The organism is Burkholderia latens (assembly GCF_902499045.1).
GTDB lineage: Bacteria > Pseudomonadota > Gammaproteobacteria > Burkholderiales > Burkholderiaceae > Burkholderia > Burkholderia latens.
This window is the reverse complement of the sequence record NZ_CABVPL010000009.1, coordinates 76,022-101,920: the sequence shown is the minus strand read 5'-3', so window position 1 is coordinate 101,920 and position 25,899 is coordinate 76,022. Positions and strand designations below refer to the sequence as shown.

The 25,899-nt window shown below is 67.5% G+C and carries 21 protein-coding genes; 13 read left to right on the top strand and 8 right to left on the bottom strand.

What is annotated here, in order from left to right; all coding sequences use genetic code 11:
- Positions 1-58 precede the first annotated feature (58 nt).
- The 3 genes from BSE24067_RS09525 to dacB form a co-directional block, all read right to left on the bottom strand.
- On the bottom strand, positions 59-1,198 hold the full coding sequence (locus BSE24067_RS09525; protein ID WP_151068221.1) for an SGNH/GDSL hydrolase family protein: 1,140 nt from the start codon (positions 1,196-1,198) through the stop codon (positions 59-61).
- A gap of 95 nt (positions 1,199-1,293) precedes the next feature.
- Complete coding sequence (locus BSE24067_RS09520; protein ID WP_151068220.1) at positions 1,294-2,208, bottom strand: sterol desaturase family protein; 915 nt, start codon at positions 2,206-2,208, stop codon at positions 1,294-1,296.
- 381 nt (positions 2,209-2,589) lie between these two features.
- Positions 2,590-4,125, bottom strand: a complete 1,536-nt coding sequence (dacB, locus tag BSE24067_RS09515) for a D-alanyl-D-alanine carboxypeptidase/D-alanyl-D-alanine endopeptidase (protein ID WP_151068219.1) — start codon at positions 4,123-4,125, stop codon at positions 2,590-2,592.
- 184 nt (positions 4,126-4,309) lie between these two features.
- Between dacB and BSE24067_RS09510 the strand changes: the two genes are divergently transcribed.
- The 6 genes from BSE24067_RS09510 (at position 4,310) to BSE24067_RS09485 (ending at position 9,673) form a co-directional block, all read left to right on the top strand.
- A complete protein-coding gene (locus tag BSE24067_RS09510) occupies positions 4,310-4,972 on the top strand; it encodes a response regulator (RefSeq protein ID WP_151068218.1) in 663 nt (220 codons plus the stop codon).
- Between the two features lie 3 nt (positions 4,973-4,975).
- Positions 4,976-6,322 carry an ATP-binding protein gene (locus tag BSE24067_RS09505; protein WP_151068217.1) on the top strand — a complete coding sequence of 449 codons (1,347 nt, stop codon included), beginning with the start codon at positions 4,976-4,978 and terminating at the stop codon, positions 6,320-6,322.
- A 100-nt stretch (positions 6,323-6,422) separates the two neighbouring features.
- Positions 6,423-7,907 (top strand): DegQ family serine endoprotease, encoded by a 1,485-nt coding sequence (locus BSE24067_RS09500; protein ID WP_151068216.1) that lies wholly within the window; start codon positions 6,423-6,425, stop codon positions 7,905-7,907.
- Positions 7,908-8,001: 94 nt separating this feature from the next.
- Positions 8,002-8,445: a carboxypeptidase-like regulatory domain-containing protein gene (locus tag BSE24067_RS09495; protein WP_151068215.1), complete on the top strand. Its 444-nt coding sequence runs from the start codon at positions 8,002-8,004 to the stop codon at positions 8,443-8,445.
- Positions 8,446-8,577: 132 nt separating this feature from the next.
- Positions 8,578-8,937, top strand: a complete 360-nt coding sequence (locus BSE24067_RS09490; RefSeq protein WP_151068214.1) for a DUF427 domain-containing protein — start codon at positions 8,578-8,580, stop codon at positions 8,935-8,937.
- A 28-nt stretch (positions 8,938-8,965) separates the two neighbouring features.
- Positions 8,966-9,673, top strand: a complete 708-nt coding sequence (locus BSE24067_RS09485) for an SRPBCC family protein (RefSeq protein ID WP_151068213.1) — start codon at positions 8,966-8,968, stop codon at positions 9,671-9,673.
- Positions 9,674-9,732: 59 nt separating this feature from the next.
- Here BSE24067_RS09485 and BSE24067_RS09480 read toward each other — a convergent pair whose 3' ends face one another.
- Entirely contained in the window at positions 9,733-10,734 is a 1,002-nt protein-coding gene (locus BSE24067_RS09480; protein ID WP_151068212.1) for a helix-turn-helix domain-containing protein, read from the bottom strand.
- A gap of 153 nt (positions 10,735-10,887) precedes the next feature.
- On the opposite strand from BSE24067_RS09480, the gene BSE24067_RS09475 reads away from it, so the two are divergent.
- Complete coding sequence (locus tag BSE24067_RS09475) at positions 10,888-11,559, top strand: cysteine hydrolase family protein (protein WP_151068211.1); 672 nt, start codon at positions 10,888-10,890, stop codon at positions 11,557-11,559.
- A gap of 123 nt (positions 11,560-11,682) precedes the next feature.
- On the opposite strand, the gene BSE24067_RS09470 is transcribed toward BSE24067_RS09475, so the two are convergent.
- The gene (locus BSE24067_RS09470; protein WP_151068210.1) at positions 11,683-12,324 is read right to left on the bottom strand and encodes a TetR family transcriptional regulator; all 642 of its coding nucleotides are present in this window, start codon (positions 12,322-12,324) and stop codon (positions 11,683-11,685) included.
- 398 nt (positions 12,325-12,722) lie between these two features.
- Between BSE24067_RS09470 and BSE24067_RS09465 the strand changes: the two genes are divergently transcribed.
- Genes BSE24067_RS09465 through BSE24067_RS09455 form a run of 3 tightly spaced genes read left to right on the top strand, consistent with a single transcriptional unit; the run spans position 12,723 to position 18,736 of the window.
- Positions 12,723-13,997 (top strand): efflux RND transporter periplasmic adaptor subunit, encoded by a 1,275-nt coding sequence (locus BSE24067_RS09465; RefSeq protein ID WP_174904733.1) that lies wholly within the window; start codon positions 12,723-12,725, stop codon positions 13,995-13,997.
- A gap of 15 nt (positions 13,998-14,012) precedes the next feature.
- Complete coding sequence (bpeB, locus tag BSE24067_RS09460) at positions 14,013-17,213, top strand: efflux RND transporter permease BpeB (RefSeq protein WP_151066359.1); 3,201 nt, start codon at positions 14,013-14,015, stop codon at positions 17,211-17,213.
- Positions 17,213-18,736, top strand: a complete 1,524-nt coding sequence (locus BSE24067_RS09455) for an efflux transporter outer membrane subunit (RefSeq protein ID WP_151066360.1) — start codon at positions 17,213-17,215, stop codon at positions 18,734-18,736. The genes bpeB and BSE24067_RS09455 overlap by 1 nt, the downstream gene beginning before the upstream one ends.
- A gap of 318 nt (positions 18,737-19,054) precedes the next feature.
- Here the strand turns inward: BSE24067_RS09455 and BSE24067_RS09450 are convergent, their stop codons facing one another.
- Complete coding sequence (locus tag BSE24067_RS09450; RefSeq protein WP_170297524.1) at positions 19,055-20,431, bottom strand: nucleobase:cation symporter-2 family protein; 1,377 nt, start codon at positions 20,429-20,431, stop codon at positions 19,055-19,057.
- A 451-nt stretch (positions 20,432-20,882) separates the two neighbouring features.
- Between BSE24067_RS09450 and BSE24067_RS09445 the strand changes: the two genes are divergently transcribed.
- Complete coding sequence (locus BSE24067_RS09445; protein ID WP_151066362.1) at positions 20,883-22,379, top strand: xylulokinase; 1,497 nt, start codon at positions 20,883-20,885, stop codon at positions 22,377-22,379.
- Between the two features lie 258 nt (positions 22,380-22,637).
- Positions 22,638-23,486: an S-formylglutathione hydrolase gene (gene fghA, locus BSE24067_RS09440; protein WP_151066363.1), complete on the top strand. Its 849-nt coding sequence runs from the start codon at positions 22,638-22,640 to the stop codon at positions 23,484-23,486.
- Positions 23,487-23,513: 27 nt separating this feature from the next.
- On the opposite strand, the gene BSE24067_RS09435 is transcribed toward fghA, so the two are convergent.
- Both BSE24067_RS09435 and BSE24067_RS09430 read right to left on the bottom strand, forming a co-directional pair.
- A complete protein-coding gene (locus BSE24067_RS09435; RefSeq protein ID WP_244122308.1) occupies positions 23,514-23,765 on the bottom strand; it encodes a hypothetical protein in 252 nt (83 codons plus the stop codon).
- Positions 23,766-23,788: 23 nt separating this feature from the next.
- Positions 23,789-24,211, bottom strand: coding sequence for a DUF2778 domain-containing protein (locus BSE24067_RS09430; RefSeq protein ID WP_341826506.1), 423 nt, complete (start codon positions 24,209-24,211; stop codon positions 23,789-23,791).
- 253 nt (positions 24,212-24,464) lie between these two features.
- On the opposite strand from BSE24067_RS09430, the gene BSE24067_RS09425 reads away from it, so the two are divergent.
- Complete coding sequence (locus BSE24067_RS09425; RefSeq protein WP_244130532.1) at positions 24,465-25,892, top strand: ISAs1 family transposase; 1,428 nt, start codon at positions 24,465-24,467, stop codon at positions 25,890-25,892.
- The last annotated feature ends 7 nt before the right edge of the window (positions 25,893-25,899 follow it).

Genomic DNA, 25,899 nt, shown 5'->3' with positions numbered 1-25,899 from the left:
AAACGCCTGACCGGCGCGAACCGGTCAGGCGTTTTCGTTTGCGCGCGCGGCGGGCGGCTTACTTGCCGACGCCCGACTTCGCGATCTGCTGTTCGACGTACTGCGCGAACAGCGCGTGCAGGCGCGTGGTCGGGTGGACGAGATCGGCGAACATGTACGTCTGGTCCGCGTTCGCGACCGTGTAGGTCTGCGGCGAGCAGAACAGCGACGAACCGAACGCGCTCGCGTTCGCGACGCCGTACTGCGTCGCGGCCTGGACCATCGCCTTCAGGTTGCACGCCGTATCGGTGTTCTTCACGCTGAAGCCGTTCGCCTGGTAGTTGGCCGCGATGCCGTCCTGCCACGTGAACGAATCGACGACCGCATACTTCGTCGGGTCGACCTTCAGCGCGGCGAGCGTGCCGACCAGCGTCTGGTTGAAGAGGCCCGACAGTTGCGTGAACGCGGCCTGCGTGCCGCCTTGCAGCGCGAGCGGCGTGCCGCCGATGTCCGGCACGTTCGCGACGAACACGTGCGTCGCGCCGGCCGCGACGATCTGCTGGACGATGCCGCCGAGCTGCTGCGCGGCAAGGCCGATCGCCTGCGCGGCCGCGAGTTGCGCGGCCGGCGTGTTGCCTTGCGCCTGCGCGACCTGCGCCTGATAGAAGATGTCGTTCGCACCGCCGTTGATCAGCACGATCTGGCCGGCGTTGAAGCTGCCGTGCTGCGACAGGTACTGCTTGACCTGATCGGCAATCGGCGTCGTCGTCGCTTGCGCATAGTCCGAGTTCGCGACGCTGGCGTCCGCGTGGCCGATACCCGGCTGCAGCGTCACGCGCGAGCCCCCTTGCGCGTAGCCGAGCCCGCCCGTCGCCTGCAACGGAATGCCGAAGCCGCCCTGGTTCGCGGGCTGCAGCGTGTCGCCGTAGTACTGCGCGACGTTCTGCGTCCACACCTGGCCCGGGTTGGTCGTGAAGCGGCCGCCGCCGAAGCCGAGCTTGATCTGCGAGTAGGTGCCGACATCCGACAGGCTGTCGCCGAACGACACGATCTGCATCTTCACGCCGGACGGCGGCGTATTCGACGCGCTGCTGCTGTTGTTGTCGTCACCGCCGCCGCATGCGGCGAGCAGCGCGAGCGCGGCGCCCGCGATCGCGACTTGCGCGGTGCGCAGCAGGCGCTGCCGGTTGCGCGACGGAGTGGATTGTTGCGTCTGCATCTGGTGTATCTCCTCGTAGATATGGCCCGATGTGTTGTGCATCTGCCGCGTGTCCGCTCAGGTCGGGCTGCGCGGCGGCCGTTGGCTGAAGCGGTTTATTGGTCGCGCACGGCCGCAAGCGGCGCGGTGCGCGGATCATGATTCGCGGCCTCGGCGATCTGCGCATGATAAGCGCTCGCCCATTCGGGCGGGCCGACAATCGCGCGCAGCTTGTTGCGCCATCCCTGCACGCGCAACGCGTCGGCCGCCATCGACACCCACTCGTGAAACGTCGCGACGAGCGGGTTGTTCGAGCCGAGCGGCTCGACGATTCCGTATTGCGGCGGATCGTCGGCGGCTTCCTCGACGAAGCTGCCGAACAGGCGGTCCCAGATCACGAGCACGCCTGCGTAATTGCGGTCGATGTAGCGCGGGTTGCGCGCATGGTGCGCGCGATGGATCGACGGCGTGTTGAACACGTATTCGAGCCAGCCGAGCTTGCCGATCGCCTGCGTATGCACGAAGAACTGGAACGCGAGGTTGATCAGCACGACGCCGACGATCTGCTGCGGCGGAAAGCCGAGCAGCGCGAGCGGCAGCCAGAACACCCACATGCCCGCGACGGGATACATCAGGCTCTGCCGGAACGCGGTCGAAAAATTCATCCGCTCGGACGAGTGGTGCACGACGTGGGCGGCCCACAGCCAGCGCACGCGATGGCTCGCGCGATGGAACACGTAGTAGAGGAAATCCTGGCCGATGAACAGCACCGCGAACGACAGCCAGCCGTCGTGCCACGTGAACAGTCTGAAATGTGCGTAGCAGTACGCATAAACGGGAATCACGAACAGCCACGCGAGCTTGTCGGCGCCCTGGTGCATCAGCGCGAGCGCCGCATTGCACAGCGTATCGCGCCACGCATAGACATGGTCCTGCGCACGCGTGCGCGCGAGATGCCACGCTTCCCACGCGATGCACAGCAGGAAGACGGGCGCCAGCGCGAGCAGAAGCAATTCGACGTCGAATCGCATGGACGTGTCTCCTCCTTTCCCCTGCAAGCCGTGAGGCCGGGCGTGCGGCCCGTTGTAGATATCGGTCAGGCCAACAGCCTACGCAATCGCCACGCGCTAGGCGAGGGGGCAGCGTAGAGGGTTCCCTCTGAGGACAGGGTTTCTACGGAAGCCGTACCGTGCGGGGCCGCGCGGTTTGGCCCCGTTTGCGGCGCGGCTGGCGGGCGGTGCGCCGGCGCACCGCAGCGGGACGCCGTTTCAAACCGCGAACGACGATTTCGAGGGTGACGCTGCGACCGGTCGGCTGCGCGGCGACACCGCACGAGGTGCCGGCCCGAAGGCCGGCGCAATGCGATCGCGAGCGGCGGTGCGCCGCGTCGGCGCGCATGCCTGATTGCGTCGTCAGTGCGCGCCCGCGTAGACCCATTCGAGCAGCGTGTCGTGCGCGGCGCGCGCGGCTTCCGCATGATCGTCGTTGATGAAGCTGACGACGACGTAGCTCTGGCCGTCGGCGCCGGCCACGTAGCCCGCGATCGCGCGCACGTCGCGCAGCGTGCCGGTCTTGATGTGCGCGTTGCCGAGCACGCCCGCGTTGGTCAGGCGGTTCTTCATCGTGCCGTCGATACCGGCGATCGGCAGCGAGTCGATGAACGCCTGCGCGACCGGGCTCGCGTTCGCGGCCTGCAGCAGCGCGGCGAGCGACAGCGCGCTCACGTGCTCGTCGCGCGACAGGCCCGAGCCGTTGTCGAGCTCGAGGTCGGGCATCGCGATCCCGCTCTTCTGCAGGAACGCGCGAATCGCGCGGCTCGACTGCTCGGGCGTCGCGGGCGGCTTCCCGGCGACCGCGCCGATCGTCAGGAACAGGTTGCGCGCCATCACGTTGTTGCTGAACTTGTTGATGTCGTAGACGATGCTGCCGAGCACCGGGCTGTGATGCACGGCGAGCGGCCGCGCGGCGCCCGGCACCTTGCCTTCGCTCACCGGGCCCGCGATCGTGCCGCCGTCCTGCTGCCACAGCGCGAGGAAGCCGCGCGCGAAGAACGTCGTGTGATCGAGGATCGCGAGGTTGGTCGTGTGCGCGCCGCAGCGCAGCGGATAGTCGCCGGCGAACGACGCCGTCACGATCCCGCCGTTGCCCGCCGACAGCGTCGGGCGCGCGGCGGCGGCGGCCGCGCCGCACGAGCCCGAGCCTTCGACCAGCTGATTGTCGATCGACAGATTCGCGAGCGGCGGCAGCACGTCGACGGCGACCTTGCCGTCGTCGCCCGGCGTGACCGTGAACGACACGGCCTTGAACGCGTACAGCAGCGGATCGGGGCCGACGTTGTACGGCGCGCTCACGTCGTCGTCGAACGACGGCAGGTCGCGCGTGGACGCGGCGAAATAGCTCTTGTCGAGCACGAGGCCGCCGGCCACGCGCTTGACGCCCGCCTTGCGCAGCTTGTCGACGAGGTCGATCAGCTCCTCGGGGACGAGCTTCGGATCGCCGGTGCCCTTGATGTACAGGTTGCCTTGCAGCGTGCCGTCCGGATCGACCGGGCCGTCCGCATACGCGGTGGTGCGCCAGCGGAAGTCGGGGCCGAGGATCGACAGGCCCGAATACGTCGTGACGAGCTTCATCGTCGACGCGGGCAGCATCGGCCGGCTCGCGTTCCATGCGATCAGCGGCTCGGGGTCGCCGACGCGCTCGACGACGACGCTCATCGCCGACGCCGGCACCTTCGCGCGCTGCAGCGCGACGAGCACGGACGCCGGCAGGCCCGCGGCGCGCGCGGCGGGCGACACGACGGCGGTCTTGCGTGCGTCCTTGTGGGATTTCTTGCGGGCCTGCGCGGGCGGCGCGAACGCAAGGGCCGTGCAGGTGGCGACGACGGCGGCCGCGCGCACGCAGACGCGGACGCGACGGGCGAACCGGGCGGAGAGATCGGAAATCGGCATGGGCGAATACGGGAAATGCACAAGGGTCCGGGCAGGGCGCGCGCGGCGCCGGAGCGCACATTGTAGAGACAAGTGCGCCCGCAGCCGCGGCAATCCGCCTTTCTGTTGCATTGCAGGGAGCAGCCGCGATTCGCGGCGCTACAATGGTCGCCATGTTTTACTCGTTCCATGGGTTCCGGTTCCGATGCGCATTCTGCTAGTTGAAGACGATCGAATGATTGCCGAGGGCGTGCGCAAGGCGCTGCGCGCGGACGGCTTCGCGGTCGACTGGGTGCAGGACGGCGACGCGGCGCTCACGGCGCTCGGCGGCGAGACGTACGACCTGCTGCTGCTCGACCTCGGCCTGCCGAAGCGCGACGGCATCGACGTGCTGCGCACGCTGCGCGCGCGCGGGCTGGCGCTGCCGGTGCTGATCGTCACCGCGCGCGATGCGGTGGCCGATCGCGTGAAGGGCCTCGACGCGGGCGCCGACGACTACCTCGTGAAGCCGTTCGATCTCGACGAACTCGGCGCGCGCATGCGCGCGCTGATCCGCCGCCAGGCGGGGCGCAGCGAGTCGCTGATCCGCCACGGCGCGCTGACGCTCGACCCGGCATCGCACCAGGTGACGCTCGACGGCGCGCCCGTCGCGCTGTCCGCGCGCGAGTTCGCGCTGCTCGAGGCGCTGCTCGCGCGGCCGGGCGCGGTGCTGTCGAAGAGCCAGCTCGAGGAGAAGATGTACGGCTGGGGCGAGGAGATCGGCAGCAACACGGTCGAGGTCTACATCCACGCGCTGCGCAAGAAGCTCGGTTCGGACCTGATCCGCAACGTGCGCGGGCTCGGCTACATGGTCGTCAAGGAAAGCTGACGCGTGAGGTCGATTCGTCATCAATTGCTGATCTGGCTGCTGGCGATCGTCGTCGCGGGCGTGGGCGCCGCGGGCTGGCTGATCTACCGGCAGGCGCTCGCGGAGGCGAACGAGCTGTTCGACTACCAGCTGCAGGAAATCGCCGCGGCGCTGCCGTCGGAGCCGTTCTCGCAGGTGTTCGGCTCGCGCACCAACGGCGACGAAGGCATCGTGATCCAGATCTGGAACCGCAACGGCGTGCTGATGTACTTCTCGCATCCGCGCGCGCCGATCGCGCCGCGCGCGGAGCTCGGCTTCTCGACCGAGCGCACCGATCGCGGGGAGTGGCGCGTGTACGGCGCGATCGTCGGCGACAACGTCGTGCAGCTCGCGCAGCCGCTGTCGGTGCGCAACCGGCTCGCCGCGAACGTCGCGCTGCGCACGCTGTGGCCGCTGATCGTGCTGCTGCCGTTCCTCGGCGCGGCGGTCTGGATGATCGTCGGGCGCGGGCTCGCGCCGCTCGGCCGCGTGACGCGCGCGGTCGAGGCGCGCCGGCCGGAAGCGCTTGATCCGCTGCCCGACGGCCGGCTGCCGCTCGAGGTGCAGCCGCTCGTGCGCGCGCTGAACGGGCTGCTCGCGCGCTTGTCGTCGGCACTCGACACGCAGAAGGCGTTCGTCGCCGATGCCGCGCACGAACTCCGCACGCCGCTCGCGGCCGTGCAGATCCAGGCGCAGCTCGTCGCGCGCGCGAAGGACGACGCGTCGCGCCGGGAGGCGGTCGCGGATCTGCAGGACGGCGTCACGCGCGCGACCCGGCTGACCGAACAGCTGCTCGCGCTCGCACGCGCGGAACCCGATGGGCCGACCGTGCGCGAGCCGGTCGACCTGCACGCGTTGCTCGCCGAATGCGTGGCCGCGCACGCGCCGCTCGCGCAGCGGCGCGGCATCGACCTCGGCTTCGAGGAGACGCGCGCGGCGACCGTCGTCGCGGACATCGGCGCGCTGCGCGTGATGTTCGGCAACCTGCTCGACAACGCGGTGAAGTACACGCCGGACGGCGGCCGCATCGACGTGTCGCTGACGCGCGACGTGGCCGGCCGCGCCTGCGTGCAGATCGCCGACAGCGGGCCCGGCATCCCGGCCGACGAGCGCGAGCGCGTGTTCGACCGCTTCTATCGCGACAGCTCCGCGCGCGCGCGCGCCGACGTGTCGGGCAGCGGGCTCGGGCTCGCGATCGTCAAGCGGGTCGCGGCGCAGCAGGGCGCGACGGTGTCGCTCGGCGACGCGGCCGCGGGCGGGCTGCTCGTGAGCGTCGTGTTCCGCGACGCGGAGATGCGCGAGCCGGCGCCGCAGGCGTCCGAATCCGCGTGAGCTGCCGCGCCGGCAGCGGCTTAAGCCCCGCTTAAGGCCGATTAAGCCTCCTTTAAGTCAGGGTCGTTACGCTGCGACCTAACAAAGAGGAGGTCCTACGATGAACACCCGATTCCTTGCGCGCGGCGCCGTCGCAGTCGCCGTGGCGGCCGCACTTTCCGCCGGTTATGTCGCGGGCACGCGCCACGCCGATCCGCAGATCATCACGCCTGCGCAGGCCGCGGCGCTGATGCCGGCCGAAGCCGCGGCGAAGACCGGCATTCCCGATTTCTCCGGGCTGGTCGAAACCTACGGCCCGGCGGTCGTCAACATCAGCGCGAAGCACGTCGTGAAGCAGGTGTCGCGGCGCGTGCAGCAGCCGCAGCTGCCGCTGGACCCGAGCGATCCGTTCTACCAGTTCTTCAAGCACTTCTACGGCCAGGTGCCGGGCATGGGCGGCGACGCGCAGCCGGACGACCAGCCGAGCGCGAGCCTCGGTTCGGGATTCATCGTCAGCTCCGATGGGTACATCCTCACCAACGCGCACGTGATCGACGGCGCGAACGTCGTCACGGTGAAGCTGACCGACAAGCGTGAATACAAGGCGAAGGTCGTGGGCTCCGACAAGCAGTCCGACGTCGCGGTGCTGAAGATCGACGCGAGCGGCCTGCCGACCGTGAAGATCGGCGATCCGGCGCAGAGCAAGGTCGGCCAGTGGGTCGTCGCGATCGGCTCGCCGTACGGCTTCGACAACACCGTCACGTCCGGCATCATCAGCGCGAAGTCGCGCGCGCTGCCCGACGAGAACTACACGCCGTTCATCCAGACCGACGTGCCGGTGAACCCGGGCAACTCGGGCGGCCCGCTGTTCAACCTGCAGGGCGAGGTGATCGGCATCAACTCGATGATCTACTCGCAGACGGGCGGCTTCCAGGGCCTGTCGTTCGCGATTCCGATCAACGAGGCGATCAAGGTCAAGGACGAACTCGTGAAGACGGGCCACGTGAGCCGCGGCCGCCTCGGCGTCGCCGTGCAGGGGCTGAACCAGACGCTCGCGAGTTCGTTCGGGTTGCCGAAGCCGGACGGCGCGCTCGTGAGCTCGGTCGATCCGAACGGCCCGGCCGCGAAGGCAGGTCTGCAGCCTGGCGACGTGATCCTGGCCGTCAACGGCTCGCCGGTCGCCGATTCGACGTCGCTGCCCGCGCAGATCGCGAACCTGAAGCCGGGCTCGAAGGCCGACCTGCAGGTGTGGCGCGACAAGGCGAAGAAGTCGATCAGCGTGACGCTCGGCTCGATGACCGACACGAAGGTGGCGTCGAACGACGGCGGGCCGGTCGAGCAGGGGCGCCTCGGTGTCGCGGTGCGGCCGCTCACGCCGCAGGAGCGCAGCGCGACGAGCCTGTCGCACGGGCTGATCGTGCAGCAGGCGGCCGGTCCGGCCGCCAGCGCCGGCATCCAGCCGGGCGACGTGATTCTCGCGGTGAACGGCCGTCCGGTCACGAGCCCCGAGCAGCTGCGCGAGGCCGTCAAGGGAGCGGGCAACAGTCTTGCTCTGTTGATCCAGCGCGATAATGCACAGATCTTCGTGCCGGTCGACCTGAGCTGACCGGCGGCCGTTGCGGGCCGGCCCGGCTGGCCCCGGCGGGCGCCGCCGGCATTCGGCCCCGTGATGTTGTATTCCGACCCGAAAGGAGAGAGCCATGCAATATCTACGCAACGTGTCCCGATTTGCCGTCGCGGCGGCACTGGCCGCCGGCCTGGCGGCTGCCGCATCCGGCGCGTACGCGCAATCGTCGGACGACGGCTTGCCCGAGGTGAGCCAGCAGGGCGATGTAAGCTACGTGTCAGGCGGCATCGGCAAGGATCAATCGACGGCGTTCGAGCGCAACGAATCGGCATGGCCGCTGGCGCTGCGCTTCACCGGCAAGGGCGGCGAATATCTGGCCGACGTCCATGTGCGGATCGTCGACGGCAAGGGCACCGAAGTGCTGAAGACCGATGCGCGCGGGCCGTACATGCTCGTGAAGCTGCCGCCGGGGCGTTATACGGTGCACGCGTCGTACCAGGGCAGCGACGAGACGCGTGCCGTCACCGTCGGCGCGAAGGGCGGCGCGAAGGCCGCGTTCCAATGGAGTGCGCAGTAACGCGCCGCGCACACCCCGGCGCGGGTCGCGCAATCGGATGAAGTTTCGCCCATAATGAAAGCCACGGCCTCGTGCCGTGGCTTTTTCGTTTCCGCGCCCGGTGTGCCGCCGGGGCTGCCCGGAGGAGAAACGATGTCCGATGCCGCCGACCCTCGCCTCGAAATCGTGCCGAACCGCCATCGCGTGCGCGTGATCCATCGCGGCATTACGTATGCCGACTCGCACGGCGCACTGACCGTGCGCGAGGCGGGCCTGCCGGACATCCATTACCTGCCGCGCGGCGACGTGAACATGCGCAGGCTCGTGAAGTCGAGCGTCACAACCGCCTGCCCGCTCAAGGGGCAGGCCGTCTATTTCGACCTGCAGACCGAAGACGGCGTGATCGAGAACGCCGCATGGAGTTACGAAGAACCGGGGGAGGCGGCGTCCGCGCTCGCGCACTACGTCGCCTTCGATGCCGCACGGGTCGACAGTCTCGTCGAGACGTCCTGATGCGGCGCGCGTTCATCGGGGAGGCATCATGGAACTGAACGACACGTTACGCGTACCGCTCGCGCCGCCGGTCGTGCGCGAGGCGCTCGAGGATCTCGCGCTGCTGCGTGCGAGCTTCGACCATTGCGAGTCGTTCGAGAAGCTCGCGCACGGCGAGTTCGCGCTGACGATCATGGTGCCGCTCGGCCCGCTGCGCGCGCGCTACGACGTGCGTGCGCATTCGGCGACCGAGCAGGGTGACGCGGAAGGGCAGCCGCGCCGCGTGCTGAACTTCAAGGCGCGCGCCGACGGTCTCGGCGCGCTGCGCGGCCAGGTCGAACTCGTGCTGCTGCGGGAACAAGGCGACGCGGACACGACGCGCATCGACTACGTGGTGTGGGCGACGGCGAGCGGGCCGCTCGCGGAGCTGCCGGCCCGGCAGATCGAGAATGCGCTGCGCGAGTGGACCGACGATTTCTTCCGTGAATTCAGCGCGGTCGTGCAGGCGAAGCACGGTCTCGTGCCGAACCGCGTGCGCGCGAACGCGCCGCGCCGCCAGCACGTGTTCCTGCGGCCCGCGTCGCTGATGGCCGCGGCGAAGCGTCCGCTGCCGCATCTCGGGGGTGCGCTGAGCGGTCGTGCCGCGAGCGCCGTTCATCATCGCGAATCCGGCCCGCTGCCCGGCTGGGCGTGGGCGGCGATCGTCGTGTTCGTCGCGCTGCTGCTGTATGCGGCGCGCTGGATCAACGGCGCCTGAGCCGAGCGCGCGCGGCAGTTCGCGCATTTCCCGGCCGCCCGCCGCTCGCGCGGCGGCCGTCAGCGCGGCGCGTCGGGCGCGGCGCCGCGAAATTCCCTCCGATACGCCGACGGCGACGTGCCGAGCGCGCCCGCGAAATGCTGGCGCAGCGACACGCTTGACCCATAGCCGGCTGCTTGCGCGATCGCGTCGATCGATTGTCCGGTGGCTTCCAGCAGATGCTGCGCGCGTGCGAGCCGTTCCGCCTGCAGCCACGCGGTGACGGTCGTGCCCGTTGCCTGGCGGAAGTGCCGCGTGAACGTGCGCCGGCTCATCAACACGCGTTCGGCGAGCGAATCCACGCTGTGCGCGACGCCGAGATTCGCGCGCACCCAGTCGAGCAGCCCCGCGAGGCGGGCGTCGCGCGGATGCGCGGCGACGGGCTGCGGCACGTATTGCGCCTGACCGCCCTGCCGGTGCGGTGGGATCACGAGGCGGCGCGCGATCCGGTTCGCGGCGTCGGAGCCGAAACGCCGCCGCACGACGTGCAGGCAGCAGTCGAGCCCCGCGGCCGTGCCGGCCGACGTCATCAGGTTGCCGTCGTCGACGTACAACACGTCGGGGTCGAGCTTCACGCGCGGAAACCGCTGCGCGAAGTCGTCGGCCCACGCCCAGTGCGTGGTGGCCGGGCGCCCGTCGAGCAGGCCGGCAGCCGCGAGCACGTATGCGCCGAGGCACAGGCCGACGACCTGCGCGCCGCGCGCGGCCGCCGTGCGCACCGCGTCGACCATCGCCGCGGGCGGCGCTTCGGCGGGATCGCGCCACGCCGGCACGATCACGATGTCGGCGTCGTCGAGCGCGTCGAGCCCGTGCGGCGCGGTGATCGTGAAGCCGCCGGTGGTCGACAGCGGGCCGCGCTCGGCCGAACACACGCGGAAATCGAACGCGGGCGTCGCCGCCGCGTCGCGCTCCTTGCCGAACACGACGGACGGAACCGACAGGTGGAACGGGCTGATGCCGTCGTACGCGATCACGGCGACGACGGTCGGGGCGGTGGCGGCGGACGGCGCGGCGACGCGCATGGCGTGCTCCGGAATGGCGATGGCCCGATTCTATCGAATATTGGCTATCGGGCCACTGTCCGCGTGCGCGATGCGACCGGACAATGCATCGCATCGCGCTGCTGCCCGCTTCGGTCCGGAGCGGGGCGGCGCCATCCAACCGGGAGTCCTGCCATGTCGAATGCCGTGCCGTCGTCCACTTCTTCTTCCGCTTCGTCTTCCCGCCGTGCGCTGATCGTCATCGACGTGCAGAACGAATACGTGACGGGCAACCTGCCGATCGAGTATCCGCCCGTCGACGCGTCGCTCGCGAACATCGGCCGCGCGATCGACGCCGCGCATGCGGCCGGCGTGCCGGTGATCGTCGTCCAGCACGTCGCGCCGGCCGGTGCGCCGATCTTCGCGCCCGGCACGGACGGCGTCGCGCTGCATCCGGTCGTCGCGGGCCGCCCATATGCGCACCTGATCGTGAAGGCGCACGCGAGCGCGTTCGCCGGCACGGATCTCGCCGCGTGGCTCGCCGCGCACGGAATCGACACGCTGTCGGTCGCCGGCTACATGACGCACAACTGCAATGCGTCGACGGTCTATCACGCTGCGCATGCCGGGCTGACCGTCGAGTACCTCGCGGACGCGACCGGCTCGGTGCCGTACGAGAACGAAGCGGGGGCGGCGAGCGCCGAGGAGATTCACCGCGCGTACACGGTGGTGTTCCAGTCGAACTTCGCGGCGGTGATGTCGACCGATGCGTGGATCGCCGTGCTCGGCGGCTCGGCGATGCCGACGCGTGATTCGGTGGCGGCGTCGAACCGGCGGGCGCGTGCGCAGCGCGCGAAGGCGGCGTGACGGAACGCGGGGAACGGCAAAGAGAACCGTCGGGCGGTGCTGCGCGCGGCTGCCGACCACGCGCGGCGGGCTCCGGCCGACGGCGATGAAACGCCGCGCCGTCGGCGGCCTGGCCATGGCCCGTCAGCCGCCCGTCTTCAGCATCGCCGGGCTGTAACGCATCATGTCGAAGCAGCCGTCGACGAGCTGTTCCGCATGCTGCTCGGCGTCGATCTCGTCGGGCAGCATCAGCATGTCGCGCACGAAACCGCTGACGAGCGTGTGCAGCATCAGCGTCGCGCGCCACGTGTCGAGCCGCTCGGGCAGCAGCTTGAGCCGCACGGCCATCGCGAGATCGGCGTCGATCGCGTGCAGCGCGTCGCTCATCCCGGCGCGATTGCGCTGCAGCAGCGGCTCCATGTCCGCGACGTATTCGCACTTCATGAACAGGATGCTGAACACGCGCCGCAGTTGCAAGTCGCGCTGCACGCCGAGCAGGCACCAGATCAGGATCTTGCGGATCTTCTCGAGCGGATTGCCGCCGGGTGCGTCGAGCGGCGTCCGCTTGAGCTCGTCGATCGGCAGGAACACGCGGTCGAACATCGCATCGAACAATTCGCTCTTGTTCGCAAAATGCCAGTAGATCGCGCCGCGCGTCACGCCGGCGTGCTGCGCGATGTCCGCGAGCGACGTGTGCGACACGCCCTTCTCGAAGAACACGTGCTCGGCGGCGTCGAGAATGCGGTTGCGCGTCTCGAGCGCCTCCTCCTTGGTGCGTCTGACCATGTGCAGGCCTGAATCGATCGATCGTAGGTGAATCCGGGGTCCGTCACGCTCGTCGCCGTCCAGCGGAACCGCTATGCTTGCGACGGGTAATAATTCGTAAGACTGAAGGGGCGGCGGCGGGTGAGCCGGCTTTTTACATACATTCGTGAATGTATATACAATACCACCCTACGATCGAATGACCCAAGTGGCAATCAGTTAATATCCCACTCTGCTGATTCCCGCCCTAGTATCAGTCCGCAGTTCGCGGCATCTCGTCGGCATGGAGGTCTCGTGCCGACTTGCTGTATCCAGCAGTCCAGTAATTCAGGTGTTCGATCAGCGCCGCGAGGCGCATCCGTGTGACGCTCCGTCCGGGCGCCGCACTTATTCCATTGGTTATACACAGAGGTCGCTCCATGCGCGTCGAACGGGTTCCATACCGCTTACTCACTGTCGCGACGGCCGCCGTTTTCCTGGCCGCGTGCGGGAAAAAAGAATCGGCACCGCCGCCGCAAACGCCGGAAGTCGGCGTCGTCACCGTCCAGCCGCAATCCGTTCCGGTCTTCACCGAACTGCCGGGCCGCACCAGTGCCTACCTCGTCGCGCAGGTCCGCGCGCGGGTCGACGGCATCGTGCTGCGTCGCGAATTCACCGAAGGCACCGACGTCAAGGCCGGCCAGCGCCTCTACAAGATCGACCCGGCGCCGTACGTCGCGCAGCTGAACAGCGCGAAGGCGACGCTCGCGAAGGCGCAGGCGAATCTCGTCACGCAGAACGCGCTGGTCGCGCGCTACAAGGTGCTGGTCGCCGCGAACGCGGTCAGCAAGCAGGACTACGACAACGCGGTGGCCACGCAAGGCCAGGCAGCGGCCGACGTCGCGGCCGGCAAGGCGGCGGTCGAGACCGCGCAGATCAACCTCGGCTACACGGACGTCGTGTCGCCGATCACCGGCCGCGTCGGCATTTCGCAGGTGACGCCGGGCGCGTACGTACAGGCGAGCCAGGCGACGCTGATGTCGACGGTGCAGCAGCTCGATCCGGTCTATGTCGACCTCACGCAGTCGAGCCTCGAAGGGCTGAAGCTGCGCCAGGACGTGCAGAGCGGCCGCCTGAAGACGAGCGGCCCGGGCGCGGCGAAGGTGTCGCTGATCCTCGAGGACGGCAAGACGTACTCGGAGCCGGGCAAGCTGCAGTTCTCCGATGTGACCGTCGACCAGACGACCGGCTCGGTCACGATCCGCGCGGTGTTCCCGAACCCGGGCCGCGTGCTGCTGCCGGGGATGTTCGTGCGCGCACGAATCGAGGAAGGCGTGAACGAGAACGCGTTCCTGGTGCCGCAGATCGGCGTCACGCACGACCAGAAGGGCCAGGCGATCGCGATGGTCGTGAACGCGAGCAACAAGGTCGAGCCGCGTCCGCTGAAGACCACCGGCATGCAGGGTCAGAACTGGATCGTCGAAGGCGGTCTGCAGGCGGGCGACCGCGTGATCGTGCAGGGTGTCGACAAGGTGCGTCCGGGCGCGACCGTGAAGTCCGTCCCGGCGCAGCTGCCGGCCGCCGCAGCGGCATCGGGCGCTGCAGCCGCATCCGCTGCGCCGGCCGCCGCCGGTTCGGGGGCAGCCGCCGCTTCGGGCGCCGCCGCGTCGGGCGCCGCGCCGGCGAGCGCCGCCGCTGCGTCGAGCGCGCAATAACAGGGAGCCTGTTTCATGGCAAAGTTTTTTATCGATCGCCCGATCTTCGCGTGGGTGATCGCCATCATCCTGATGCTGGCCGGGGTTGCGGCGATCTTCACGCTGCCGATCGCGCAGTATCCGACGATCGCGCCGCCATCGATCCAGATCACCGCGAACTACCCGGGCGCTTCCGCGAAGACGGTGGAAGACACGGTGACGCAGGTGATCGAGCAGCAGATGAGCGGTCTCGACAACTTCCTGTACATGTCGTCGACGAGTGACGACTCGGGCAACGCGACGATCACGCTGACGTTCGCGCCGGGCACCAACGCCGACATCGCGCAGGTCCAGGTGCAGAACAAGCTGTCGCTCGCGACGCCGGTTCTGCCGCAGGTCGTGCAGCAGCTCGGTCTGTCGGTGACGAAGTCGAGCAGCAGCTTCCTGCTGGTGCTCGCCTTCAACTCCGAAGACGGCAGCATGAACAAGTACGACCTCGCGAACTTCGTCGCGTCGCACGTGAAGGATCCGATCAGCCGGTTGAACGGCGTCGGTACCGTCACGCTGTTCGGCTCGCAGTACGCGATGCGGATCTGGCTCGATCCGAACCGCCTGACGAACTACGGTCTCACGCCGGTCGACGTGACGAGCGCGATCAGCGCGCAGAACGTGCAGATCGCGGGTGGCCAGATCGGCGGCACGCCGGCGAAGCCGGGCACCGTGCTGCAGGCGACGATCACCGAATCGACGCTGCTGCAGACGCCCGAGCAGTTCGGCAACATCCTGCTGAAGGTCAACCAGGACGGCTCGCAGGTGCGCCTGAAGGACGTCGCGCAGATCGGCCTCGGTGGCGAGAACTACAACTTCGACACGAAGTACAACGGTCAGCCGACCGCGGCGCTCGGTATCCAGCTCGCGACCAACGCGAACGCGCTCGCGACCGCGAAGGCCGTGCGCGCGAAGATCGACGAGCTCGCACCGTTCTTCCCGCACGGCCTCGTCGTCAAGTATCCGTACGACACCACGCCGTTCGTGAAGCTGTCGATCGAGGAAGTGGTCAAGACGCTGCTCGAAGGCATCGTGCTCGTGTTCCTCGTGATGTATCTGTTCCTGCAGAACCTGCGGGCGACGATCATCCCGACGATCGCGGTGCCCGTGGTGCTGCTCGGCACGTTCGCGATCATGTCGATGGTGGGCTTCTCGATCAACACGCTGTCGATGTTCGGCCTCGTGCTCGCGATCGGCCTGCTGGTGGACGATGCGATCGTCGTGGTCGAAAACGTCGAGCGCGTGATGGCGGAAGAAGGGCTGTCGCCGAAGGAAGCGACCCGCAAGGCGATGGGCCAGATCACCGGCGCACTCGTCGGCGTCGCGCTCGTGCTGTCGGCGGTGTTCGTGCCGGTCGCGTTCTCCGGCGGGTCGGTGGGCGCGATCTATCGTCAGTTCTCGCTGACGATCGTGTCGGCGATGGTGCTGTCGGTGCTGGTCGCGTTGATTCTGACGCCCGCACTGTGCGCGACGATCCTCAAGCCGATCCCGCAAGGGCATCACGAAGAGAAGAAGGGCTTCTTCGGCTGGTTCAACCGCACGTTCAACAACAGCCGCGACAAGTACCACGTCGGCGTGCACCACGTGATCAAGCGCTCGGGCCGCTGGCTCATCATCTATCTGGTCGTGATCGTCGCGGTCGGGCTGCTGTTCGTGCGCCTGCCGAAGTCGTTCCTGCCCGATGAAGACCAGGGCCTGATGTTCGTGATCGTGCAGACGCCGTCGGGTTCGACGCAGGAAACGACCGCGAAGACGCTCGCGAACATTTCCGACTACCTGCTGAACGACGAGAAGGAAATCGTCGAGTCGGCGTTCACGGTCAACGGCTTCAGCTTCGCGGGCCGCGGCCAGAACTCGGGTCTCGTGTTCGTCAGGCTGAAGGATTACGCGCAGCGGCAGCACGCGAACCAGAAGGTCCAGGCGCTGATCGGCCGGATGTTCGGCCGCTACGGCAGCTACAAGGACGCGATCGTGATCCCGTTCAACCCGCCGTCGATTCCGGAGCTCGGCACCGCCGCCGGCTTCGACTTCGAGCTGACGGACAACGCCGGTCTCGGCCACGACGCGCTGATGGCCGCGCGCAATCAGCTGCTCGGGATGGCCGCGAAGGATCCGACGCTGCAGGGCGTGCGTCCGAACGGGCTGAACGATACGCCGCAGTACAAGGTCGACATCGATCGAGAGAAGGCGAACGCGCTCGGCGTGAGCGCGGATGCGATCGACCAGACGTTCTCGATCGCGTGGGCGTCGAAGTACGTGAACAACTTCCTCGACACCGACGGCCGGATCAAGAAGGTGTACGTGCAGTCCGACGCGCCGTTCCGGATGACGCCGGAGGACATGAACATCTGGTACGTGCGCAACGGGTCGGGCGGGATGGTGCCGTTCAGCGCGTTCGCGACCGGCCACTGGACGTACGGTTCGCCGAAGCTCGAGCGCTACAACGGCGTGTCCGCGATGGAAATCCAGGGTCAGGCCGCACCGGGCAAGTCGACGGGCCAGGCGATGACCGCGATGGAAGCGCTCGCGAAGAAGCTGCCGGTCGGTATCGGCTATTCGTGGACCGGCCTGTCGTTCCAGGAAATCCAGTCGGGCTCGCAGGCGCCGGTGCTGTACGCGATCTCGATCCTGGTCGTGTTCCTGTGTCTGGCGGCGCTGTATGAAAGCTGGTCGATCCCGTTCTCGGTGATCATGGTGGTGCCGCTCGGCGTGATCGGCGCACTGCTCGCGGCGACGATGCGCGGCCTCGAGAACGACGTGTTCTTCCAGGTCGGCCTGTTGACGACGGTGGGCTTGTCCGCGAAGAACGCGATCCTGATCGTGGAATTCGCGCGCGAACTGCAGATGACGGAGAAGATGGGGCCGATCGAGGCGGCGCTGGAAGCCGCGCGCCTGCGGCTGCGTCCGATCCTGATGACGTCGCTCGCGTTCATTCTCGGCGTGTTGCCGCTCGCGATCAGCAACGGCGCGGGCTCGGCGAGCCAGCATGCGATCGGTACGGGCGTGATCGGCGGGATGATCACGGCGACGTTCCTCGCGATCTTCATGATCCCGATGTTCTTCGTGAAGATCCGTGCGATCTTCAGCGGCGAGAAGGAAGACGTCGACGAGGCGCTGCGCCTCGCTCAGGAGCACTCGCACCACGAAGAGAAGCCGGGCAACGGCGACGAAGGCAACAAGGGACAGTGATGATGCAAAAACACGCTTTGACTGCAATCGCGGTCGCGCTCCTGGCCACGGGCTGCACGCTGGCGCCGCATTACAAGCGGCCCGACGCGCCCGTCGCGCAGGCGTACCCGGCCGGCGGCGTCTATGCGACGCAGCCCGGTGCTGCCGGCGCGCGCAGCGCGAACGGCGAGGCGGCGACCGCCATCGGCTGGCGCGAGTTCTTCGTCGATCCGCGCCTGCAGCGGCTGATCGAGATCGCGCTGAAGAACAACCGCGACCTGCGGGTCGCGGTGCTGAACATCGAGGCGTCGCGCGCGCAGTATCAGATCACGCGCGCCGGCCTGTTCCCGACGCTCGACGGCACGGGTACCGGCAACATCCAGCGCGTGCCGCGCGGCGTTTCTCAGACAGGGCAGCCGTACATCTCGCGCACCTACAACGTCGGCGCGTCCGCGTCGTGGGAGCTCGACCTGTTCGGTCGCGTGCAGAGCCTGAAGGACCAGGCGCTCGCACAGTATCTGGCGACGTCGTACGCGCGTCAGGCGACCGAGATCTCGCTCGTGTCGCAGGTCGCGGATCAGTACCTGACGCTGCTGTCGACCGACGACCTGCTGAAGGTCACGGAAAACACGCTGAAGACCGCGCAGGCATCGTACGACCTGACGAAGCTGCAGTTCGACAACGGCACGGGCTCCGAGCTCGAGCTGCGCCAGGCGCAGACGGTCGTCGAGACGGCGCTCGCGAACCAGCAGGCGCAGGCGCGTGCGCGTGCGCAGGCGCTCAACGCGCTCGTGCTGCTGATCGGCGAGCCGCTGCCGGACGATCTGCCGGCGGGCATGCCGCTCGACGCGCAGAACCTGCTGGCCGACGTGCCGGCCGGCCTGCCGTCGGACCTGCTCATGCGTCGTCCGGACGTGATGCAGGCCGAGCAGACGCTGCTGGCCGCGAACGCGAACATCGGCGCGGCGCGCGCGGCGTTCTTCCCGCGCATCTCGCTGACGGGCGCGTTCGGTACCGCGAGCCCGACGCTCGGCGGACTGTTCAAGGCCGGCACGGCGGCGTGGTCGTTCGCGCCGCAGATCACGATGCCGATCTTCGAAGGCGGGCAGAACATCGCGAACCTGAACCTTGCGAACGTGCAGAAGCGTATCGAGATCGCGAACTACGAGAAGGCGATCCAGTCGGCGTTCCGCGAAGTGTCGGACGGGCTGGCGGCACGCGGCACGTACGACCAGCAGATCGCCGCGCTCGAGCGCAACGAGCACGCGCAGCAGCGTCGCTTCGATCTGTCGGATCTGCGCTACAAGAACGGCGTCGACAGCTACCTGTCGGTGCTGACCGCGCAGACCGATCTGTACTCCGCACAGCAGACGCTGATCAGCGCGCGGCTCGCACGCTGGACGAACCTCGTCGATCTGTACCGCGCCTTGGGCGGCGGCTGGATCCAGCGCGCCGGCGAGACGCCGCGTGCGCCGGACGAGACGGCCGGCTACGACAAGGCGGCCGCACCGGCGAGCGCGTCGGCAGCCGCGACGAACGGGTAAGCACGGCACGGCGGGCAGGGGCGGGCAACCGCTTCGCGCCGCCGAAGTCGCGGTGCCCCGCGATACGACAACGCCACGGGTCTTCATCCGTGGCGTTGTTTTTTTATGCGGTCAGGTGGCGCGAGCGGATTGGAGCGGTAACGGATCGGCGTCGCACGCATCGCACGCATCGCCGGCTTCGAAGGCGCTACGCGCATCACTCGCATGGCAGCCACTACCGCCGCCATCGCCCGCAACTCGCGCAAAGCAAAACGCCACGGCCGGGCCGTGGCGTTTTTTTCTTCACCGCAGCGTCAAGCTGCGTCCGATGCGGCGCGATCAGTGATGCACGTCGGCCGGGCGTCCGTCGAAGTCGTGCCCTGCGCGCCGAATCTCGCAACGCGCGTCCTTCTCGCCTTTCACGCCGTTGAACACGATGTTCAGGATCACGGCCGTCGCCGACGCGAGCAGGATCCCGCTATGGAGAATCGGCGCGAGCGCGGGCGGCAGCTTCGAGAAGAAGTGCGGCGACACGACCGGCACGAGGCCCATGCCGACGCTCACTGCGACGATGAACAGGTTGTGCGAGTTGTTCACGAAGTCGACCTTCGACAGCACCTTGATGCCGTTCGCGGCGACCATCCCGAACATCACGATACCCGCGCCGCCGAGCACGAACGGCGGCACCGACGCGACGACCTGCGCCATCTTCGGGAACAGGCCGAGCAGCACCAGTATCACGCCGCCCGTCGCGCAGACGAACCGGCTCTTCACGCCCGTCACGCCGATCAGGCCGACGTTCTGCGAGAACGACGTATGCGGGAACGAGTTGAAGATGCCGCCGATCAGCGTGCCGAGGCCGTCGACGCGCAGGCCGCGCACGAGACGCTCCTGGTTGACCGGACGATCGACCATGTCGCCGACCGCGAGGAACATCCCGGTCGATTCGATGAACGTGACGAACATCACCGTGACCATCGTCGCGATCGACAGCGGGTCGAAATGCGGCATGCCGAAATGGAACGGCATCACGAAGCCGACCCACGGCGCAAGCGCGACGCCGTCGGTATTCACGCGGCCGATCGCGAACGCGATCACGAAGCCGGCGACGATCCCGAGCAGCACCGAGATGTTCGCGATGAAGCCGCGGCCGTACTTGTTGATCAGCAGGATCAGCGTGAGCACGAGCAGCGACAGCCCGAGGTAGACGGGGCTGCCGTATTCCGGATTGCCGACGCCGCCGGCCGCCCAGTTGATCCCGACTTCCATCAGCGACAGCCCGATCACCGCGATCACCGTGCCGACGACGACCGGCGGGAAGAATCGCAACAGCTTGCCGATCGTCGGCGCGAGCACGATGCCGATGATGCCGGCCGCGATCGTCGAGCCAAACACGTCGAGAATGCCGAGGCCGGGATTGGTGCCGATCGCGATCATCGGGCCGACTGCCGCGAACGTGCAGCCCATGATGACGGGCAGGCGGATTCCGAAGATCCACAGGCCGAGCGTCTGGATCAGCGTCGCGATGCCGCACGAAAACAGATCGGCGCTGATCAGGAACGCGATCTGGTCTTTGGGCAGCTTCAGCGCGCCGCCGACGATGAGCGGCACGGCGACGGCGCCGGCGTACATGACGAGGACGTGCTGGAGACCAAGCGTTACGAGCTTGCCGGTCGGCAGCACCTCATCGCACGGATGGACCGTGTTCGATTGCATCTGTCTCACTCCATGATCTTGTATTCGGGGTGATACGAAGTTATGCGCAATGCCACATCGCAACAAGAGCGCTGGGTTCTATTCCGTTCTTTGCTGGTTCGATATGCCATTTCGGCATGAAAGAGGGTGTCGATCATCGGGAAACTGCCGCTGGAGTGAGGTTCCCCGGTTTTATAGCCGTCCAAAATAGCGCGGACCCCCGTGTCAAATATCGGTGTCTTTATGGTGTGTATCGCGACCGCGGCATAGTGGCAAAAACGACCGGTGAAAAATCGTGCCGGGTTAACCCGCGAGCGGGCGTGCGGGCCGGCAACATGCCGCGCGGTGAACCGCACCGTGCGCGGCCACGTTTGCGTATCGTCATGACCGTAAAAAGCGCTGCTTCGAGCGGGGCCGCATGTCGCGATCCCGCTATCATCGCTATCCGTTTACTCGAATACGCGACCCCGTCATGCGCCTGCTCGGAATCGACCTCGGCACCGGCTCCATCAAACTCGTCACGCTCGATGCCGATGGCGTCGAGCGCGCGGTCGCGAGCGAGCCTTATGCGCTGTCGTCGCCGCAGCCTGGCTGGGCGGAAATCGCGCCCGGCGTGTGGTGGCACGCGCTCGTGCGCGCCGCTGCACGGCTGCCGGCCGGCGAGCGCGAGCAGGTCGCCGCGATCGGCTTCTCCGGCCAGATGCACGGCGTCGTGCCGATCGATGCGGCTGGCCGGCCGGTGCGGCCCGCGATGCTGTGGCCCGATACGCGCGCGGTGCGTGAAGCCGATGCGGCAGCCTGGAGCGACGGCGGTGTGCCCGATGCCGGTGTGTCGGTCGCCGGTAAGCCCGTCGCCGGTAAGCCCGTCGCCCCGAATCCCATCGCGCCGGGGATGGCCGGCCCGCTGTTGCGCTGGCTGGCCGCGCATGAACCGCATGCGCTGCAGGCCGCGCGCTGGGCCGTCCAGCCGAAGGACTGGCTGCGCGTCGCGCTCGGCGGCGACGTCGCGGCCGATCCGAGCGATGCGTGCGCGACCGCGCTCGCGACGCCGGACGGCACGTGGGATACGGCGCTGATCGACACGTTGGGCCTGCCGCTCGACCGCTTCGCCCCGGTGCGAGCGTCGAGCGCGCGCTGCGGCGTGCTCGATGCGCAGGCCGCGACGGCACTCGGGCTGCCGGCCGGCGTGCCGCTTGCGACCGGCGCGGCCGATACGGCGTGCGCGGCGCTCGGCAGCGGGCTCGTCGCGGCCGGGGACGCGCTGCTCACCACCGGCAGCGGCGGCCAGATCGTCGTGCTCGCCGACGCGTTGCCACCCGCGCGGCGCGGGCTGCATCGCTATCGAACGGCGGCGGGCGGCGGCTATTACACGATGGCGGCGATGCAGAACGTCGGGATTGCGCTCGAAGCCGTGCGCGGCTGGCTCGGCTATTCGCGGTGGGCGGACGCGTATGACGACGCGTTCGCGCAGCCGGCGTCCGAGCGGCTGTGCTTCCTGCCGTACCTGACGGGCGAACGCTCGCCATGGATGAACCCCGACGCACGCGGCGGCTGGCTCGGGCTGGGGCTCGGCGACACGCGCGGCGCGATGATGCGCGCCGCGTTCGAAGGCGTCGCGTTCGCGTTGCGTGCGGGGCTCGACGCGATCCGCGACGCGAACCGCGCCGATCCGGTGACGACGCTGCGGCTGGCCGGCGGCGGCTCCGTCGATCCGCGCTGGCGCCAGTTGCTCGCGGATGCGCTCGGCGCGTCGCTCGATGCCGTCGATTGCCCGAACGCCGCGACGCGCGGTGCCGCGCTGCTCGCGGGCGTCGCGATCGGGCACTGGCGCGAGGAGGCGCTGCGCACGCTTGCACCGGCCGCGTCGCCGGTCGCCGCACCGCGCGACGATCGGGCGCTGGCCGCGCGCCACGCGCGTTTCATCGATCTGTATGCGCGAACGGATGCGTGGTTCGCGACCGGCGTTTAAACTCGGTCACTTGCCGTTTGCGCCAGCGATGACGCGTCGCGGCAAGCCGACGGCTGTTTCGCGCGCATGATGCGCGACGCGATCGGCGATCATGGCGAGCACGACGGTGTTTCGACTGCCGTATGCGAGCCCGTGCGGCACGGCGCGACCGAACGGTCCACGCATGCGTGCCGCTCGACGCTGCGCAGTGGCGTCGACCCGATGAAGAACGGCGAATCGCTTCGCCCGATCGTGCTGTATTGAACGGAAGGGAATCCCATGCTCGAACTCGTTTCTTCGCATGCTTGCCACGGCGGCGAGCAACGTTTCTATCGCCACGATTCGACGGCCATCGGCCTGCCGATGAAGTTCTCGGTGTACCTGCCGCCGCAGGCCGCGCACGGTCGCGTGCCGGCGCTGTTCTATCTCGCGGGGCTCACGTGCACCGACGAGACGTTCGCGATCAAGGCCGGTGCGCAGCAGTACGCGGCGCAGCACGGCATCGCGCTCGTGATGCCCGACACGAGCCCGCGCGGCGCCGGCGTGCCGGGTGAAGCGGATGCGTGGGATTTCGGTGTCGGCGCGGGCTTCTACGTCGATGCGACGCAGGCGCCGTGGTCCACGCATTACCGGATGGAGTCGTACGTGACGGGCGAGCTGCGCGAACTCGTCACGACCGAGCTGCCGATCGACGGTGCACGGCTCGGGATTTTCGGGCATTCGATGGGCGGGCACGGCGCGCTGACGCTCGCGCTGCGTCATCCCGAACTGTATCGCTCGGTGTCGGCGTTCGCGCCGATCGCAGCCCCGACGCGCTGCCCGTGGGGCGAGAAGGCGTTCTCGGGCTACCTCGGCGCCGACCGCGACGCATGGAAGCAGCACGACGCGAGCGAGCTCGTCGCGCGCGCGGATGCGCCGAAGTTCGCGGAAGGGATTCTCGTCGATCAAGGTCTCGCCGATCAGTTTCTCGCGAATCAGCTGAACCCGGACGTGTTCGAAGCCGCGTGCGAGAAGGCCGGGCAGCCGCTGACGCTGCGGCGGCATGAGGGCTACGACCACGGGTACTACTTCATCTCGACGTTCATCGCCGATCACATTGCGCATCATGCGCGGGTGCTGGTACGTTAATGCGACAAACCGCCATGCCATCCCGCCTCATCGGGAGGTGTGGCGTTTCCACTTTCGCAGCATGCGCGAGGCAAGCCATGTCAGCGGCGCCACGACCGCAAGTGCTATCAGCAAATGCCCGGCGATCACGAGATCGTCGCCCGCCTCGCCGTCCCAGAACCCCGGAACGTGCGTGCCGAGCCACACCCACGCCTGCTCAGGGATCGGTAGTGCGAACGACTCGTGGGTCAGGCACAGCCTCGCAAGCAACGCGGACGCGAAAAGGGTCCATGCGATCACTGCGGCTCGGTACACGATTCGCCTCATCTCACTGTAACCGTGCGGTATGCCTGCAGTGAGGAACCCGGTATCGGAGCGGGCTTCTGCGCGATCAGCAAGTCTCGCAGTCGCGCGTATGCGATCGTCGATTCGACGGTTATGCACCCCCTGCTGATTCCCCGCACGCCTTCGGGGTGAAGCCGGAAATTGCCGCGTCTGACGTCGTCGCAAAGTACGTAATCGTCAATGTTGCTGTCAGCGGCATAGAGCGCAAACCAGTCCCGTTTGTCGCGGAAGAACTCTCGCAGCGGACCGAGCATGCCGCCGGTTGGTCGATCGACAATGTAGTACCGGCCCGGCGGAATGGCGCCTTCACCAGCGAGGCATGACGACGAGCGGCGATTGCGGTGACGCGCGCTGCCGGACAAGGCTGGAAACGACAGGGCGCCGCATTGCAGCGCACTCATGTTCCGATCGTTCAGTGCGAATGTGCATTCGAGCATGGCAGGCATCGCTCAGCTTCGTTGAGGGCCGAGAATGCTGCCATGGTCAACGAGGTACGCACAATTTGACCGGTACGAAAAATACCGGACGCGCGAAAAGTGCACAGCGCTTTCGCATGAAGGGCCGTTAACAATCAACGACTTAGTCAAACGGTTTGTTTTGAGATGGGGTCGAGGTTTACTGGGGCTTTGGGTAAATCTGGAGATGGCGGGCATTTTGAGTATCGAGAAGGCGTTTGGTGAACTGAAGGATCCGCGTAGCCGTGCGCCAGTGCATGACCTGAACGAGAGGCTGGTCGTGGCGCTGTGCGCGATTCTGGCGGGTGCGGACAGTTGGCTGGGAATCGAATTGTGGGCGCAGGCGAAGTCGGAATGGTTGCGACGCCATACGCCATTGAAGAACGGCGTGCCGTCGCACGACACGTTTGGCCGGGTGTTTTCGGCGCTCAACCCGAAGCAGTTCGAAGCGTGCTTCTTGCACTGGATGAGCCACGCGTGCCCGGCGCTGGCCGGGCAGGTGGTGGCCATCGACGGCAAGACGGTACGCCGCTCCTACCGCCGTGGCGAACGGGCGATTCATCTGGTGTCGGCATACAGCAGCGGATTGGGCCTCGTACTCGGTCAGGTTCGCACGTCGGAAAAGAGCAACGAGATCACGGCGATTCCTGAGCTGCTCGAGGCGCTGCTACTGCAGGGCGCGATCGTGACGCTCGACGCGATGGGATGCCAGCGCGGCATTGCGCAGAAAATCGTCAAGGCTGGCGCCGACTACGTGCTGTCGGTCAAGGAAAAACAGTCGACGCCGCTGACGCGGATTCGGGCCGCGCTGGATGCGATTGAGCGCGTTCCGGGCGCTTACGCCGATTGCACCAGCGAATATCGGGAAGTAGAAAAGGGACATGGCCGTATCGAGACGCGCCGCTGCATCGCCAGCAGCGCCCTGACGAACTGGCAACCCGAGCCCGAGCTTTGGCCGGGACTGCGGGCCATAGCGATGGTCGAATCCACACGGGAAATCGGTGACGCCGTTGCCACGCAGCGTCGCTATTACGTCTCGAGCGTGCCACCGGACGCGGCACGGATTGCCCACGCCGTGCGCTCGCATGGGGCCATCGAAAACGGCATGCATTGGACACTGGATGTGGCGTTCAATGAGGATCAGTGTCGTGCGCGCGTCGAGCATGCAGGCGTGTGCTGGATCGAGGTTGGCGGAGACCCGGAATTCATCGATCGCGTTGCATTCGAGGTGCGCGCGTTCGACTGGAGCGGTCCACCATTCGTCGACAAGCATCTGACACTCACGCGTCATCCTGCGATGACGTCATTTGGCCCCGTCAGCATGCAGCTTCGCACGGCGGCACAAACACTCGGAATGGATCCGTTAAAAGTGTCCGCCTCGCAATTCAGAGGTCTGTCCGATCGCCTTCAGCGCGATATCTTCAATATCGATCTAGTTGCACGTCATCTCCGGCAATTGGCGGAACGTGACGGATTCGAATTTCCATTTTCAGTCGATCAGCTTCGAATCATCGGGGCTCGCTACAATCGAGGAAGCGGATTATCTCTTGAGCAGATCAGACAAAATACCAGCTATGGTGATTTTATCGTTAAGCACTGGCAACGTTTCGTTCGGCTCATGCACTAATGCTTAC